The 17,607-nt window shown below is 33.0% G+C and carries 14 protein-coding genes; 8 read left to right on the top strand and 6 right to left on the bottom strand.

Features of this window, described 5'->3' with window-relative positions:
* Nucleotides 1-53: 53 nt before the first annotated feature.
* From KA824_RS05820 to KA824_RS05810, 3 genes are all read right to left on the bottom strand, one after another.
* The gene (locus KA824_RS05820; protein ID WP_107386254.1) at nucleotides 54-2,213 is read right to left on the bottom strand and encodes an RNA degradosome polyphosphate kinase; all 2,160 of its coding nucleotides are present in this window, start codon (nucleotides 2,211-2,213) and stop codon (nucleotides 54-56) included.
* Nucleotides 2,214-2,280: 67 nt separating this feature from the next.
* Nucleotides 2,281-3,810 carry an exopolyphosphatase gene (ppx, locus tag KA824_RS05815; RefSeq protein WP_181187392.1) on the bottom strand — a complete coding sequence of 510 codons (1,530 nt, stop codon included), beginning with the start codon at nucleotides 3,808-3,810 and terminating at the stop codon, nucleotides 2,281-2,283.
* A gap of 165 nt (nucleotides 3,811-3,975) precedes the next feature.
* Nucleotides 3,976-5,514, bottom strand: coding sequence for an AbgT family transporter (locus KA824_RS05810; protein WP_107384104.1), 1,539 nt, complete (start codon nucleotides 5,512-5,514; stop codon nucleotides 3,976-3,978).
* Nucleotides 5,515-5,706: 192 nt separating this feature from the next.
* Between KA824_RS05810 and KA824_RS05805 the strand changes: the two genes are divergently transcribed.
* Nucleotides 5,707-6,525 carry an SDR family oxidoreductase gene (locus KA824_RS05805; protein ID WP_107384103.1) on the top strand — a complete coding sequence of 273 codons (819 nt, stop codon included), beginning with the start codon at nucleotides 5,707-5,709 and terminating at the stop codon, nucleotides 6,523-6,525.
* 115 nt (nucleotides 6,526-6,640) lie between these two features.
* Here KA824_RS05805 and KA824_RS05800 read toward each other — a convergent pair whose 3' ends face one another.
* Entirely contained in the window at nucleotides 6,641-7,717 is a 1,077-nt protein-coding gene (locus tag KA824_RS05800; RefSeq protein WP_107384102.1) for a M42 family metallopeptidase, read from the bottom strand.
* A 199-nt stretch (nucleotides 7,718-7,916) separates the two neighbouring features.
* On the opposite strand from KA824_RS05800, the gene KA824_RS05795 reads away from it, so the two are divergent.
* The gene (locus KA824_RS05795) at nucleotides 7,917-8,432 is read left to right on the top strand and encodes a thioredoxin domain-containing protein (protein ID WP_107384101.1); all 516 of its coding nucleotides are present in this window, start codon (nucleotides 7,917-7,919) and stop codon (nucleotides 8,430-8,432) included.
* A gap of 257 nt (nucleotides 8,433-8,689) precedes the next feature.
* On the opposite strand, the gene KA824_RS05790 is transcribed toward KA824_RS05795, so the two are convergent.
* Entirely contained in the window at nucleotides 8,690-10,273 is a 1,584-nt protein-coding gene (locus KA824_RS05790; RefSeq protein ID WP_107384100.1) for an FMN-binding glutamate synthase family protein, read from the bottom strand.
* A gap of 179 nt (nucleotides 10,274-10,452) precedes the next feature.
* On the opposite strand from KA824_RS05790, the gene KA824_RS05785 reads away from it, so the two are divergent.
* The 4 genes from KA824_RS05785 to KA824_RS05770 all read left to right on the top strand — a co-directional run bounded on the left by KA824_RS05785 (nucleotide 10,453) and on the right by KA824_RS05770 (nucleotide 14,197).
* Nucleotides 10,453-11,226 carry a CPBP family intramembrane glutamic endopeptidase gene (locus tag KA824_RS05785; protein WP_107384099.1) on the top strand — a complete coding sequence of 258 codons (774 nt, stop codon included), beginning with the start codon at nucleotides 10,453-10,455 and terminating at the stop codon, nucleotides 11,224-11,226.
* A 115-nt stretch (nucleotides 11,227-11,341) separates the two neighbouring features.
* Complete coding sequence (locus KA824_RS05780; protein WP_210133247.1) at nucleotides 11,342-11,989, top strand: ABC transporter ATP-binding protein; 648 nt, start codon at nucleotides 11,342-11,344, stop codon at nucleotides 11,987-11,989.
* Entirely contained in the window at nucleotides 11,989-12,762 is a 774-nt protein-coding gene (locus KA824_RS05775) for an ABC transporter permease (protein WP_181187393.1), read from the top strand. The genes KA824_RS05780 and KA824_RS05775 overlap by 1 nt, the downstream gene beginning before the upstream one ends.
* 256 nt (nucleotides 12,763-13,018) lie before the next feature.
* A complete protein-coding gene (locus KA824_RS05770) occupies nucleotides 13,019-14,197 on the top strand; it encodes an MFS transporter (protein WP_107384097.1) in 1,179 nt (392 codons plus the stop codon).
* 158 nt (nucleotides 14,198-14,355) lie between these two features.
* Here KA824_RS05770 and KA824_RS05765 read toward each other — a convergent pair whose 3' ends face one another.
* On the bottom strand, nucleotides 14,356-15,726 hold the full coding sequence (locus KA824_RS05765; RefSeq protein WP_107384096.1) for a CitMHS family transporter: 1,371 nt from the start codon (nucleotides 15,724-15,726) through the stop codon (nucleotides 14,356-14,358).
* 397 nt (nucleotides 15,727-16,123) lie between these two features.
* Here KA824_RS05765 and KA824_RS05760 point away from each other — a divergent pair, with 397 nt between their 5' ends.
* Both KA824_RS05760 and KA824_RS05755 read left to right on the top strand, forming a co-directional pair.
* The gene (locus tag KA824_RS05760; protein ID WP_210133246.1) at nucleotides 16,124-16,720 is read left to right on the top strand and encodes a YdeI/OmpD-associated family protein; all 597 of its coding nucleotides are present in this window, start codon (nucleotides 16,124-16,126) and stop codon (nucleotides 16,718-16,720) included.
* Nucleotides 16,721-16,979: 259 nt separating this feature from the next.
* Nucleotides 16,980-17,540 (top strand): TetR/AcrR family transcriptional regulator, encoded by a 561-nt coding sequence (locus KA824_RS05755; RefSeq protein WP_107384094.1) that lies wholly within the window; start codon nucleotides 16,980-16,982, stop codon nucleotides 17,538-17,540.
* Nucleotides 17,541-17,607 lie beyond the last annotated feature (67 nt).

Genomic DNA, 17,607 nt, shown 5'->3' with positions numbered 1-17,607 from the left:
GTAGCTCATGCATAAAGTCCCACTAACTCAATAAATTGAGAAGTGGGACTTTATCAACGTTTAAACGTATCTTTAAGTTTAGAAAACCATCTATTTTTATGTTGTATTGGTACTTGTTGTGGAATGGTAGAAGCCTCTTTTAATTTTTGGCCAAATGTTATCGCTTCTTTCATTAAATAAGCCTGTGAATTTAATGGTGATAAATTATTATGAATGTAATGGTAATAACCTTGTTGGTCCTGATAACGACCCTTTTGATTATCTGATAATTGTAAATTCATATAATCTAATAAACGTTTAGCAATGTTTTTATCATCGACAGGGAATAAGATCTCGACACGTTTAATCATATTACGTGTCATCGCATCAGCTGAAGAGAGATAGATTTTTTCATCACCATTATTATGGAAATAATAGATACGAGAATGTTCAAGGAAACGGCCAACGATACTTACTACTTCAATATTATCACTGACATCTGGTATACCTGGTTTTAAGCAACAAATACCACGGATAATTAATTTTACTTTTACACCGGCACGAGAAGCTTCAAATAATTTAAGAATAATATCTTTATCTGTTAATGAATTCATCTTCATCATTATTTTTCCATTTCCGTTTTCACGATGTGATATGATTTCTTTATCTATTCGAGCTAAGAATACATCACGTATGTCGTATGGGGCTACAATGAGTTTATTATATTTAGGTTTCAGTGTATATCCACTTAGATAGTTAAAGAAGTTAATAGCGTCTTCTGCTATTTCTTGATTTGTTGTGATAATCCCCATATCTGTGTATAATTTTGCTGTTTTATCGTTATAGTTTCCAGTGCCTAAGTGTACAAACGACGTAAGCTGATGATTGTTTCGTTTGACCACAAGTGAAATTTTACTATGTGTCTTCAGATATGTCATACCATAAATAACATGACAGCCTGCATCTTCTAACATTCTTGCCCAGTGAACATTATTTTCCTCATCAAAACGGGCCTTTAATTCAACAAGAACAGTCACTTGCTTGCCATTTTCTGCAGCAGTTTTCAAACTATTAATTATAGGTGAATCTTTACTTACGCGATATAATGTTTGTTTAATAGCAATCGTGTTCGGATCATTTGCGGCGTCACGAATGAAATCTACAATTGGTTCAAATGATTCATAGGGATGATGGAAGAAAATATCACGTTTTAATGATAGCTTGAAAATGTCTTCATTACCCAAGGATTGAGGTGGCTGTGGTAGATACTTATTATATGTTAAATGTTTTAAACTGTTAGATAAATGGTCTACAAGATCGAATAGCAGTGTTAAATCTAATGGACCATCTACAAAATAAACATCATTATCGTGAACTTCCAACTGATTGATAATCCAAACGACATCTTCATAGGTTGCGTGTCTTCCGTCTATCTCTAAACGTACTGCTGTTCCTCGTTTACGTTCTTTTAAAAAGCGTTCTATTTCAATTAACAAATCTTCGGCACCATCTTCATGGATGGTTAAATCGGCATTACGAGTGATTCTAAAGGTGAAGGTATTTAACACTTCATAGCCAGTGAACAATTCATTAATGTAATATGTGATAATATCTTCCAACATTACAATATATTGAGTTTGACCTTGATTTAATGTATAAAATCTTGGAATTAATGATGGTATTTGTACAATAGCTGAATTAATTGAATCATCTGTATCAATATCTACAAATATATTCAAACTCTTATTGTTTAATTTTGGGAAAGGATGATAAGCATCGATACCTAATGGTGTTAATGTAGGTAGGATGCCCGTTTTAAATTCACGCTCTAACTGTGGTAATAAAGACTCTGGTAAAGATTCAGGTTTTGTCACTTCCACACGATGTTGTTTTAACAGCTCTACTAATTCGTTATAACGTGCATATTGTAAATCTACATACTTTTTATTTTTTATTTTAATTTGCTCAAGTTGTTCTTTCGGTGTGAGTTGCGCTTTGTTTTCAGGTTTATCATAGCCCATTTTAACTTGATCTTGCAGGCCAGCTACGCGCACCATAAAGAATTCATCCAAGTTAGAACTAAATATAGAAATAAATTTTAACTGTTCCAATAAAGGATTATTTTTATCTTCGGCTTCTTGTAATACACGATAGTTAAAATCTAACCAACTGAGCTCTCTATTATTATAATATTGTGGTAAATTTAAATCTCTCTCTCCCAATTTCTTTTGCATAATTCTAATTCCACCTTATTGTAGTCTTGTTAACATATTTTGCTACGTACAATTTATCATATGAATTTTAAGATTTTGTAAAGATGATAGAAAGATTCTCTTTTAAAATTTTCTCGATATGCTTTTTCTGTCTATGAGATTGATATTCTTCAGCAATCGGTTCACCAATGTAACGGACATATAAAGTATATGCGCCATCTTCTTCTTGTAATTCAACACTTTCTACTGGGCTGGTATGTGATATATTTAGCGCATTTACAAATTTGATGATACCGCCTAAAAATTGAACATGGTCCAATTCTTTGCCACGTAACCATTCGGTTTCTTGGCTATAAAATTTTAAAAGTGATTTATTTTTAAAACTTGCTAACATTGCGAGTTTGACGCGATCTTCATGTGGAAAACCATCAATCATTGAATTAGCTATAATGTAATACGTATGTGGTGAACTAGAATCAGCGTCAATAAATCTTCCTAAATAATATAAATATGCGCCTTCCGCAAAAAGTTCTTGTTCTTTTTTAGTAACTTGAATCTTATCTAAATCAATCAGTTGTGACAACAATGATTGAGCCAATTTAACACGTTGTTTTGCACTAGATTCTTCGATGCTATATTCATTTGCCAAATGATATAATGCATCTTTTCTTATATTTTCTTTTTTAAATTCTTGGGGATGACGTTCAGATATCAGCTTCATTATATAGCCTTCACGTAACCCTTTACGTGAGAAAGTGAAGTGGGTTGCATTGATTTGTTCAAATAAAGATTTGAATACAGATACTGCTGGAAGTATGATGTCTATACGATCTCTACTTAATCCATCAATATCTTTTAAGTCATCGCGTGAACTTTTTTTAATGATTTTATATACCTCATCCATATCTTCCTCAGACATCGAATAGTTATGAACACCGCCAATAGGATAGGAATGTTCTGACTGGTGAATGCGTGCAACGTTACGCGCTGATCCACCAATGCCGACTAAAGCGATTTCTTGGTCTTGCAACCATGGCAGTTGTTCGAATTGTTTAGATAAAAATTTTTCCATTGCCTTAATTGCAGATTTATCATTATGATCTTTATCTTCAAAGAACTTTCGCTTTAAAGTTACAACACCGAATGGAAAACTATGAGCCTCGATGATGGTCTTATCTTTGAATAAAGTAACTTCTGTAGAACCACCACCGATATCGATAGAAACACCATTTTCTACATCGGTAGTGTGGGTGATTGCATAAAAACCATAAAAAGCTTCTTCCTGTTCAGGAATAATTTTGATATTGATATTAAGTTCACTTTTAATATGGCTGATAATTTCTTTTTGATTCGTAGATTGTCTAATAGCAGCTGTCGCAACAGGATGTAATTCGTTGACTTCAAATTTATTAGCGACACTTTTAAAGCTGTGTAACGTTGTCGTCAACACCTCGATACCATCCTGGTTCATCGTTAAATCATCTGTTAAATATTGACTTAAGCGTGCTGGTGTTTTGATATTTAAAATTTCATTTAATCCTGTTTTAGCATCGAACTCAAAAATAACTAATCTAATTGTATTTGATCCGTTGTCTATTAATCCGATTCGTTCCATAATCTCCTCCTGTACATATGAGGTAAATAGTTATTATAAAGTTTATTTACCCACTTTCATCTTTAATATTACAATAAATAGCATGATTTGTGATATTTCAATTAAATATTGTTCAATCAATGACTGTGTTGTTTATATAGGTTAAAACTTAATCATGTTTATGTCATATTATTTGACGTTTAAAGGTCCTCCTGGGCCTAATGGCCAGCCTAGCAGGTACCATATAATCATGAATATTGGCCATACGATACTCAGAATAATCGTATAAGGCATTAAACTAGATAATAACGAGCCTAACTTCATATTTTTATCATATTTTTGAGCATAAGATAAAAGTAGTGGCAAATAGGGCATCATTGGTGTAATAGGGTTACTAATTGAATCACCGATTCTATACAACATTTGTGTGAATGCAGGATGAAAGCCAACAATCACCAACATTGGAATAAATATAGGAGCAAGTATTCCCCACTTTGCAGATGCACTACCGACTAATAAATTAATAAGCGCGCCTAAAAAAATCACACCTAAAATAAGGACGATTCCGTTTTGACCTTGAAGTACCTCAGCACCTTTTACTGCTACGATCATACCTAAATTACTCCATTCTAAAAATGCCAGTAATTGTGCTGCAAAAAAGACGATAACGATAAAAGATCCCATGGAAGCCATTGAATCAGAGAGCATTTTACCTAAATCTTTCGAACTGTTAAATTCTTTCATTATTATGCCATATACCAAACCAGGCACTAAAAAAATAAGCAAAATAATCAGCCCAACGCCATTGATAATAGGGGAGTCATTCAATAAACTACCAGTTTTAGCATTTCTTAAGAAACTATTTTGTGGTATTGCCATAAGGATAAGTAAAATAAGCGTTGTGATAAAACTTATATTTGCCCAAAACACAGCCTTACTCTCTTTAGACGTTAGACCGTGATTGTCATCATCAATTTTAATATTAGACTGCGTATCATCATATGATCCTAAACGTGGGATGACAAAGCGCATTGTCACCCAATAAACTGCTGGTAATAAAACAGCAACACTAGCTGCAATAAAGTACCAATTCATAGCTACATTAACTGTGATTTTATCAGAAACGATTTTTGTTGCTGGTTCTGTAAAAGCATAAAGCAATGCATCTGACATTCCTATCATGACGTTCGCAGAAAATCCACCAAGTGCTGATGCGTAAGCCATCGCTAACCCAGCAATAGGGTGATATCCTAATTTAATGAAGACCATAGCAGTTAATGGTGGCAAAACAATTGGTGCTGCATCACCAGCAGCATTACCAATAATACCTATGAGTATAATTACTGGTACAATAATTTGTTTCGGTGCTTTATGAACAATTTGTACCATTAATTTATCAAAATAACCTGTTCTTTCAGCTATGCCAACCCCAAGCATCACTGACAATACTAAACCAAGCGCAGGAAACTCAGAGAAGTTTTTGATCGCATCATTTAATATCATAGAAATACCATCTTTGCTTAAAATATTTTTGATAGCAATGGTATTTCCTGTACCAGGATGTTTTACAGTGACGTGAAAAAGTGAAACAATCCACGTAATGATTGCAAGTCCAAGACACATTAGAAAAAACAATATACTTGGATCAGGTAATTTATTTCCAATTTTTTCTACAATGTTCAAGAATTTATTTATCATTGTCGGTTTTTCTCTAATATTCGACGCCATTTTTATTACCTCCCCAATAAGTTATCGAAATTATAACAAACTCATTTTGAAATGAGTATGATAAATTTTGAATTTCTATAGAAAAGCATCTATGAAAGCTTTATATAAAGGTTTTAAAAGTGGTTGAAAAAGGAAATGCATTACAGAGTAATTAAATTAAAAAGAAGAGAAATAAAAGGAGATATGTTATAGATGAAAAGATTAGAAAATAAGATTGCTGTAATAACAGGCGCAAGTACTGGCATTGGATCTGCTTCTGCCCATATATTGGCTGAAGAAGGGGCACATGTTTTAGCTATTGATATTTCCGATTCTGTACATGATACTGTAAAAGCAATCAATCAGACAGGTAATAAAGCATCAGGATATATTGTTGATGTATCAGATGCACATGCAGTCGAAAGGCTGGCACAATCTATTCAAGAAGATTATGAACACATTGATATTTTGTTTAATAATGCTGGTATTGATAATGGTGCTGGACGTATTCATGAATTTCCAATTGATGTGTTTGATAGAATTATGAATGTTGATTTAAGAGGGACATTTCTAATGACTAAATTCTTTTTACCATTAATGATGTCAAACGGTGGCTCCGTCATTAATATGGCGTCATTTTCTGGAAATGCTGCAGATTTAAATCGTTCGGCATATAACGCTGCAAAAGCAGGTATCATCAATTTCACTCGATCAACAGCGATAGAATATGGACGTGAACATATAAGAGCGAATGCAGTCGCACCAGGTACGATAGAAACACCACTTGTAGATAAATTGACGGGTACCAAAGAAGATGAACAAGGGCAAATATTTAGAGAAAATCAGAAGTGGGTTACACCTTTAGGACGCTTGGGAACACCTGATGAAGTAGGTAAACTCATTGCTTTCTTGGCTTCTGATGACAGTTCGTTTATAACAGGTGAAACCATTACAATTGATGGTGGTGTGACGGCATACACTTGGCCGGGAGAAATGTTAAGTGATGCGCGTTGGAAAAACTCTACGGAATAATTCATATTAAGAATGATATAATTTGAAATTAATTGTTATTAAATATCATAAAAAAGCCGTAAACAAAGTGATGTTACTCATGTTTACGGCTTTAATTTTTATATATTTGAGTTGTTTACCAAATGATGTTATCTACTGCATCGTCGTTTAAAGATTTAACGATTTCAGTTACTAAGGCTACGGAATTTTTATAATCATCTGTATGCAATACAGAAACATTTGAATGCATATAACGTAGAGCTACCCCAATAGAAACTGTAGGAACACCTTCATTGGCAACATGAATACTTCCAGCATCTGTACCACCACCAGGCGTAGAATCTAATTGGATATCTATATTATGTTTTTTAGCTACTTTTTTAATATGATTAATAAAACCAACATGACCAACATTTGAAGCATCCATAATAATGACTACAGGTCCTTGTCCAATAGCTGTCTCACTCGTTTGACCAGACATACCTGGTGTGTCATAGGCAACAGCAACATCGACAGCAAGTGCTAAGTCAGGTTTGATCTTATTAGCTGCAACTTTAGCACCACGAAGACCCACTTCTTCTTGTACGTTTGCGCCTGAAACTAAATTAATATCAATGGATTCTTTTTTTAGGTTGTTTAAAACATCAACAGCAAGTGCACAGCCGTAACGATTATCAAAAGCTTTAGCAGTTAAGTACTTGCTATTTGCCAGTGTTTCAAACTCACTGTATGGTGTGATCATATTGCCGATTTCGATGCCGAATTGTTCAGCCTCTTTCTTACTTTTAACTCCAATATCAATAAACATATCTTTAATTTCTACATTTTTTTTACGTTCTTCCGGTGACAAGGCGTGCGGTGGTTTGGAGCCGATAATACCTCTGATTTTCTTACCTTCATCAGTTGTGACAGTTACTTTTTGAGATAACATCACTTGATTCCACCAACCACCAATCGGTGTGAATTTTAAAAATCCATCTTTATCAATTTGAGTAACCACAAAACCGATTTCATCTAAATGTCCTGCTACCATTAATGTCTTATTACCAGTAGATGTAGTTTTTTTACCGAAAATACCACCCAGATTGTCTTCAACAATTTCATCACTTACCGGTGACAAATAATCACGCATAAGTGTTTTTACTGCTTTTTCATGTCCTGCAATACCGTCAACATTTGTTAATGATTCTAATAATTTGATTGAATTGTTCATGTTATACCCCCTAATAAAAATATTTATATTCATTTTATCATGAACTACTTTATAAACTAATTGATTGAGCTTTGTTTTATTAATTTAATAGATTATATACAGCTGAAGTTTGCATTGAATGATTTAGTAAGACTAAACGTGTGCATTCACTAACTGTCCATGATTCAATATAATTATAAACAAAGTGGAGGGATAGACAATGACAGAAATTAATTATTTAACAATAGGCTCAGAATCAGCACCTATAAAAGTAGAATCATTTATCAATTTCGCTTGTCCGTATTGCAAAAACTACTTTTTCGCTGCAGACACTGTATTAAAGCCATTGATTGATCAAGGGAAAGTTCAACATACAATCAAACATTTTGATAAAACTAAACAAGGATTATTAAAAGGAACTGTAGCAAATATATATTTAAACTACCAACAACCTGAAAAAACTTTAGACATTATTCGTGAATTGTATAATACGCAAGCGCAATGGAAAGTTAACTTTGCGACAATTGAAACAAAAATGGAAGAAGAATATAATCTTGTACCACGTAAAGAAGCTGACGATCGTTCGTTAGCAATCAATGAAGAAGCATTTGAAAGAGGGATTAAAGGCATTCCGACCGTTTTTATTAATGGTAATTCATTTGAATTTAAGCCACTTGAAGATAAACAAGAAACAATAGAAACTAAGCTAACAGAGCAATTGAATAGTTCTATTTAAAAATGGAACTATTGAGAGATAAATATTTGCAAAATGAAGGCGTCGGGGACATCATTGATTCGTTCCAGATGCCTTCATTTTGTCATTATAGGTAATCATTTTATACTTTTTTCAATTCTAGTCCTTATTGTCACGGTGGGGCGACGAAAAAATTTAAAATAAAATTAGATTTCTGTTCAATGTATCTTTCTAGATGTTGTTAAAATTTATTTTTTAACCAAAGATGTTTGTGTGCTTGTCTGCTTTAATATTTGCAGTTAATTATAGTTTAGTAGTTTTAATTTATAATCATGTATGGATTGAATATTACCATCTTTCTTTATGATAATAATATGTTCTTTCGATATCTGAGTCGGGGAGGTTACACCTACAGCGGCAGCAATATTAAATAAACCTTCATGCAAGCTAGTTACAAAATTAGTGACGCGATATTTTTTTTCATCTATAATCAATCCTTTTTCACGCTTTGGATCTGTCGTTGCGACACCTACAGGACATGTGTTCATGTGACATTGTCTACTCATAATACATCCGACACTAATCATCATACCGCGTGCAACATTGACTAAATCAGCACCTAGACCTAATGCAATAGCAATTTTATCAGGTGTTACAAGTTTACCTGATGCAAACACTTTAATTCGATTGCGTATACCATACTTCTCGAGTACACCAGTTAAAATTGGTAAAGCAGTGAATAAAGGCAAACCTAGGCCATCTTGCAATTCTTGAAATGTTGCGCCAGTGCCACCTTCGCCTCCATCAATAGTAATGAAATTCGGAAATTGATTTGTTTCAATCATTGTTTGTGCGAGCGCTTCAACTTCTGATACTTTACTGATTACAATTTTAAATCCAACAGGCTTTTGACCAACTTTTTGTAATTGTGTAACCCAGTTTAATAAATCGGTTGGATCATCAATAGAGTCAAAGCGGTTAGGTGAGTTAATCGTCTTCCAAGGTTCAACATTACGAATGTCAGCTATTTCCTGTGTTACTTTATTACCTTGCATATGACCGCCTCGTGTTTTTGCACCTTGTGCTAATTTGATTTCAAAAGCTTTAACAGCATCTTTATTTGCTAACTCTTGGAAAGCATTGATATCAAATTGCCCTGACGCATCTCGTACACCAAATAAACCGGGCCCTATCTGGAAGATGATATCTGCATTACCTGATAAATGATGTTTTGATAATCCACCTTCACCTGTATTCATCCATGTTCCAGCTTGTCCTAATCCTTTTGATAGCGCCGTAATCGCATGACTCCCTAAAGCGCCATAACTCATTCCTGATTGACCAACCAGTCTTTTAAGTTTGAAAGGATGTTCCAATTCAGAACCCAAAATAATAGCATCTTCATCTGTTAAATAGAATGGATCTATCTCTGTTTTTGTACGGTGTTCATCACGATTAAATAGTCTTTCATTTTCAATTGTATAAATGAATGATGAAATCAACGGTGCCTGTTCAATATGTAATTCTTTAGATTGCAACGGAAACATAGTGTTTTGAATGTAAAAACCATCTTCATAATCTTTTTGTGTACCGAAACTAGTCATTCTCGAATTATATTTCCCAGCTAATACAATATTCGTGAAGTCATTACGAGAAAAAGGTTTACCCTTGGTATCTGCTAAAAATAAATATTGACGTAACTCAGGCCCTATTTTTTCTCCAAAATATCGAATGCGTGCGAGTAATGGATAATTGCGTAAAACACTATGTTGCTTTTGTCGTTTATCTTTAAAAAGTAATACCGCCCCTAAAACAAGTACGCTTATTAAACAAACAACAATGATTACGTTGACGATGAACTGTAAAATAGTCAAAATAGTCATGTAACATTCCCCCTTGATATAGTTATATAATACAACAAATTATACAATTTACAATGCGTTCTATAGTTATGGGGACAGAATGATTTATTCTTTTTTCAAAAAGAAAAGGTAAATCAACTTATAAAAATGATAAAGCATTGTGTTATATTATGGTTAAATAGCTACAAGGAAGGTGACATATGACTGATAAGCCATTAACAACACAACTAACTAAAAAGAATATTTGGCAGCATCAGAAGATTGTTAAAAGGGACTTTTGGTTAATCCCTATTTATATCATTGCCAATTATCTTATACCGCTTATATTAGCGCTGCTTTTAATCGCATCATATGGCATTTTTAACATAGGTAGCAAATATCATTTGAGCGATATGAATATACTGATTTTTGGTGGTGTTATTGCTGAAATATGTATCATATTAAGTTTTTATGGAATGCATATTAAAGAAAATGTTACAGCAATTGCGATCGATAGGTTTAAGGCAGTACGCAAATATATTTTGATTATTTTTATGGTATACATATTTACCCTCGTATTTAATAATTTATATGATTGGCTTATGACTTTGTTACCTAAGTCATTACAGTATAATGAAACGCAAAATCAATTGATTTTAGAAGCGCTGTTTCGAGACAATTGGATGCTCCCGTTTTTATTTTTAGATATTGTTATTTTGACGCCGATTATTGAAGAGTTATTATTTAGACATCTAATCATTCATGAATTAGGTAAGAAAATCACATATGCTGCTGCAAGTGTATTATCTGTCATATTATTTGCAGGAATTCATGTATTAGGGGCTACATCACCATTTGAAATAGGAAGCTATATTTTTATTGCGATTGGATTGGTGTTTGTGTATTTGAAAAGTGGGCGAAACCTAGCTGTATCAATTTCATTGCATGCTTTTAACAATTTTATCTCTTTTATTGCGATTGTATTTTTAAAATAATGTTAGTGTATGATATTTAACGTATGTTTTTGAATAAAACGGTTTAACGAAATAATGACAAGATATTAAATCGTCGTAATAGGGTATAACCTATATATTATTTAGGAGGTTCAAAATGTTAGAGCTCAGAAATGTTTCATATCGGATAGATAACCGACAAATTATTAACAGTATTAATTTGAAAATCAAATCTGGAGAAACTATTGCGATTGTTGGGCCTTCAGGAAGCGGCAAAAGTACATTGTTACGTTTGATTAATAATTTGATAAGTCCTACAGAAGGAGAACTATATTTTAATAATCAAGCATATGAAAATATTAATCCAGAAAAGTTACGAATGGAAATTAGCTATTTATTACAAGAAAGTGATTTGTTTGATAGTACCATTGGTGATAATTTAGCTTTCCCTGCACAAATAAGAAATGACAAGTTCAATCGTAAAAGAGCCAAATCACTTTTGAAGTCGGTTGGGTTAGGTCATTATAGCTTTGATACGAGCGTAAATCATCTTTCTGGTGGAGAACGTCAACGTGTAACGATAGCGAGACAGTTAATGTATAAACCCAAAGTATTATTGTTAGATGAAGCAACAAGTGCATTAGACGTACATAATAGTGAGAAAATTGAATCTTTAATCTTTAAACTTGCAGATGAAGGTATAACAATTTTATGGATTACACATAGTAATGATCAAAGTATGAGACATTTTCAAAAACGCATTAGAATTGTGGATGGACAGATTGAGAAGGAGGAGGAATTATGATGAGTACCACTGCATTAGTGCTTACTGCGACACTCCTTCTTTTTCCAATCATTGTGTCATACAAAGAAAAGTTGTATATCATTAAAGATTTACTCATTGCAACGTTAAGAGCAGTTGTTCAATTAGTTATTTTAGGTTATTTACTGCATTTTATATTTGATGTAAACCAAACATGGTTGTTGCTTTTATTTGTATTAATCATCATCATCAATGCATCATGGAATACGATAAGTAGAGCTTCACCCGTTATGCATCATGTGTTTTGGATTTCTTTTATCGCAATCTTTATTGGCGTAGCCTTACCATTAGTGGGTATTGTAGTCACGGGCGCAATTGAATTCAAACCTAATGAAGTGATTCCAATTGCAGGGATGCTTGGAAGCAATGGTTTGATTGCAATCAATCTTGCGTATCAGAATTTAGATCGTGAGTTTGTTAAAGAAATGAGTCAAATCGAAGCCAAATTAGCATTAGGTGCAAATCCAAAACGCGCTTCCAAAGGAACAATACGTGAAAGTATCAAAACGGCAATTGTGCCAACGATAGATTCAGTAAAAACGTATGGTATTGTTTCGATACCAGGTATGATGACAGGGTTGATTATCGGTGGTGTAGATCCATTGGAAGCTGTAAAATTTCAGCTATTAGTAGTATTCATTCATACGACAGCCACTATTATGTCAGCGTTGATTGCAACATATTTAAGTTATCGTCAGTTCTTTAATGAACGAGATCAATTAATTGCGCGACATATCCCTAAAGACAATCGCTAAACGTATTTTATACATGCTTGTTATCATGAACATTATTTTAATTTCTATAGTCAAATCTATTTTATGCGAAATTTTAAGCTGAGATTGGCAGGGAACGTGAAGAGGTATCAAAATGGTTTTTGATGCCTCTTCTGTTTCCTGTTTTTTGAAATGAATTTAAGAACATGTATTGCTAAGTATTCATATATATTGACGAATGGTTTATAATGTAGCAGTTATAGAATTTTGAAATCACATAAAAGAGAGGAGGATATTTATGTCAGTCATGCGCATATTTACCTTTATACTAAGTATATTTATTGTTGGAATGGTTGAAATGATGGTTGCTGGTATTATGAATTTGATGAGTAGTGATTTGCATGTTTCTGAAGCAATTATCGGACAATTAGTTACATTATATGCAATTACTTTTGCAATAGCAGGACCTATTTTAGTTAAGTTAACGAATCGTTTTTCACCACGTATGGTTTTATTATGGGCGCTGTTTGCATTTGTTGTAGGCAATATTATTATTGCAATTGCGCCTAATTTTTCTATTTTAGTTATTGGACGTATCTTATCATCTGCAGCTGCAGCTTTAATCGTGGTTAAAATATTAGCTTTAACTGCATTATTAACTGCACCACAACACCGAGGAAAAATGATCGGTATTGTCTATTCTGGCTTTAGCGGTGCAAATGTTTTTGGTGTGCCGATTGGGACAGTGATAGGTGATTTAGTTGGTTGGAGATATACGTTTTTATTTATTGTAATTATTAGTTTGTTCGTAGGCATCTTAATGTATATCTATATTCCAAAACTAAGTGATCATCTGTCATCAAATACTGAGACAGACACAGGATCAAGTCGTTCAAATACTTATTCCAAAGTGTTAAGACCTGTTGAAGTTACAAAATATTTGGGCATCACGTTTTTATTATTAGTAGCCAACTCGGTTACTTTCATTTATATTAATCCTTTAATCCTTTCCGGTGGACATCAATTATCATTTGTTTCAATTGCATTATTAATCAATGGTATTGCAGGAGTAATCGGAACATCAATGGGTGGCTTTTTATCAGATAGACTTACAAGCAAACGTTGGTTGGTCATTGCGACAGCTGTGTTTATTGTTATGATGCTACTGCTTAATATGTTTTTACCAGGAACTGGTTTGTTACTCATGATTATCTTTATCTGGAATATTATGCAATGGAGTACTAATCCAGCTGTGCAAAGTGGCATTATAGAGCATGTTGAAGGTGATACGAGTCAAGTGATGAGTTGGAATATGTCTAGTTTAAACGCAGGTATTGGTATCGGTGGTATTGTAGGTGGATTAGTAGTATCGAACTTAAATGTTTACGCAACTACTTATTTTTCAGCTGCAATTGCATTAGTAGCATTTATTTTAGTGATTAGCCTTAAAAATGTCGCTAAGTACAATAAAGCATAGTGATTTGGAGCATTGGTCAATCATTATGTATGACTCCAAAATAAAGCTATATATAAATGAAAAATGGGAGTGGAACAATGAAATGTATGTAATTTCAGTTCCACTCCCATTAATCATTTTTGCGCAAATGTTTTTACTAAATTAACACAGTTCATAAATTAAAATGTTACTACACCGATGAACATAGCGATAATTAACATGACGATGGCAAATCCCCATATCCAAAAGAAAGCATATTTAATATATGTTCCCATATTTGCTTCGGCAAGCCCAATCGCTAACCATAACGCAGGTGAAAATGGGCTGACAAACGTACCGATAATATTTCCAATTAACATTGCATATGCTGTTGATACAGACGATACACCAAACTGACCGGCTGTTTGTTCTACAATAGGTAAGATAGCGAAATAATAAGCATCCGTACTTGTTAATAGATCTAGTGGAACACCGAAGATACCGACAATAATGTGTAAGTATGGTCCAACGGCATTTGGAATAATATGGATAAAGCTTACTGCTATTGCTTCAAGCATACCAGTTTCATTCAATACGCCTAAGAACATACCAGCAGCGATAATTACGGCTGCCATCATAAGTGCGTTTGGCGCATGTGCTTTAAGTCTGCTCATTTGTTCGTCTACATTTGGGAAATTAATAATTAAAGCAATCGCAACACCAATCATAAATGCAAATTCGGGCGGTGCGATATTAGCTAGCATTGCTACAATGATAGCAAGCGTGAGTATGACGTTGATCCAATTAATCCAAGGCTTAGTAACAGCAACGCCACGAATCGGAAATTTAATATCTTGATCTTGTTCATATATTTCAACCAATTTATGTATATCTACGTCTTGTGTATTAGATACTTCTCCTGAATTGATTTTACGTTGTATGATTGCTTTTTCTCGAAAACCCAAAAATACAGCGAATAGTAAAACTAAAACAAAACCGATGATTTGAACTGGTATGACACCATACCATAATTCGTTTACATTTTTAATATTAATCACTGAAGCTGTACGAGCCATAGGGCCACCCCATGGCACCATGTTCATAATCGATGCACTCAGTCCGAGCAATAAAAGTAATAGATAACGATTCATATTTAGCGCCTTATACAAAGGCAATAATGCAGGTATTGATAATAAAAATGTTGTTGCGCCAGCACCATCAAGTTGAGCGAATATTCCGATAATTGCAGTTGCAATACAGACAACTACAACATTACCTCTAGTAAGCAAAATCAAACGTTTTACTAACGGCTTAAATAACCCAGCGTCACTCATGATACCGAAGAATATAATTGCAAATATAAACATGATGACGACGTTGATAACTTGATCTAAACCACTATTAAAAAATTTTACTAAATCACCAATATTGTAACCTAATATTAATGCACCCAAACTTGGTATTAAAATCATACCCACAACTGGACTAATACGTTTAGCAATTAGTAATCCAACAATGGAAATAATAATAATTAACCCCATAATTGTTAGCCAAACACTCTCTTGTTGCATAAAATATCCCCTCCAAGTATTAAAGCGCTTACAAAAAACTGAACAAAAAATTGTTCACACTTCAAAAAATGATTAATTATAAGTGTAACAGAGAAAATAGGCGTGTATAAGTTATATATATAAATAATTATATAATTTTACTTATATTAAATTATAAGTAAAACAAATGTGCTTTTTGAATTGTATTATTATGCTAGTGAAGCGTTTTTTCAGGTGCGTGTAAAAAATGCCAATAAATAATTGTTCTAATTTTAAAAGGGGCTGAAGCAATATTTTAAATTCTGAAGAGCATCAAATCGTTTTATATTTTAGGAAATTAGGATATAACATAATATAAAAGAATGTATAGATTAAATGTATATGTTTATAGTAAAATTAAAATAAAAGGCGGTATGTTATGAGTGAATCAATTAAAAACGATAAAGTAGATGCGTTTATTGAGCGCTTAGATCAATGGCAAGATGCATTTAAAGTACTAAGAAATATAATCAGTCAAACAGAATTAACAGAGGATTATAAATGGATGCATCCATGTTATACTTTGGACAATAAAAATATAGTTATCATTCAAGATTTTAAATATTATTGTGCATTATTATTTGAAAAAGGCGCTATTATGGAAGATCCATATCATACTTTAATTCAACAAACAAAAAATGTTCAAGCTGCTAGACAATTAAGATTTGAAAGTTTAGAAGAAATAGAACAACGTAAAGAGGAAATCGCTTGGTATGTTGAAGAAGCCATTAGAGTAGAAAAATCAGGTAAAAAAGTACCGATGAAAACTACGGAAGATTTCGATATGCCAGAAGAATTGAAAAATAAATTAGAAGCGTCGTCAGAGTTAAAAGAAGCATTTAATAATTTAACACCAGGAAGACAACGTCAGTATATGTTTTATATTGGTGATGCTAAACGTGCTTCAACAAGGAAAAATAGAGTCGAAAAATATATCAATCATATCTTAGAAGGTAAAGGCATGAATGATAAGTAGCCAATTTTAGCTTTAGTGTAACTTAGGATATCAATGACAACAAAAGTGCCTGTGATTATCAAAATCTTTTAAGCGTATTTTCAAAAAACTTGAAACATATTTTTGTTTAACCAAACCTTCGTATTTCTGTAAAAATGGACAAAACGTAGTTTGTAAAAATTATAATAATGTTGCAACTTTATCATTTATCGTTTATAGTTTGCTCGAATATAGATATAGCAGATGAACAAAGTAATATTTTGTAAGAGAAGGTGTAGATATGGCAAGAGTGTCTAAGCGTATTCAACTATTAGAAGCAGCAGCGGCTATCGTAAATGAACAAGGTAGTGAGTATTTAACACTTGATGCAGTTGCTAAAAAAGCTGGTGTTAGTAAAGGCGGTTTACTGTATCATTTTAAAAATAAATTCGCATTGATACAAGGACTTGTGGATCATGCAGATGAGTTGTATCGAAATAATGTGAATGAACATGTTAAAAATGAGTCACAAGAAGTTGGCAAATTATTGCGCGCATTTATTGAAGCTACTAGAGAACACCGTTCAGAAAATGCATCAATTACTTCTGGCATGCTAGCTGCACAGGGTATAAATAGTAATTTATTGTTGCCGCTACAAGATACCTATAAAGATTGGCAAGATAAAATTGAAAATGATGGTATTGATAAAGTCGATGCAACAATTATACGATTAGCAGTGGATGGCTTGTGGTTATCGGAAATATTTGGATTAGATGCATTAGATGAAACAATGAGAGCAAAAGTTTTAGAACGATTAACATCTTACACAGAAAACACGCAAATTGAATTAAGAGATGCATGAAAAAATTAAAATTATAAAAAAATAATTAAATTTCTAATTCGTTGAAAGCGTTGATAATATAGGGATA

The organism is Staphylococcus sp. GDY8P198P (assembly GCF_017891615.1).
Lineage (GTDB): Bacteria > Bacillota > Bacilli > Staphylococcales > Staphylococcaceae > Staphylococcus > Staphylococcus cohnii.
This window is presented reverse-complemented; position numbering and strand designations above follow the sequence as displayed.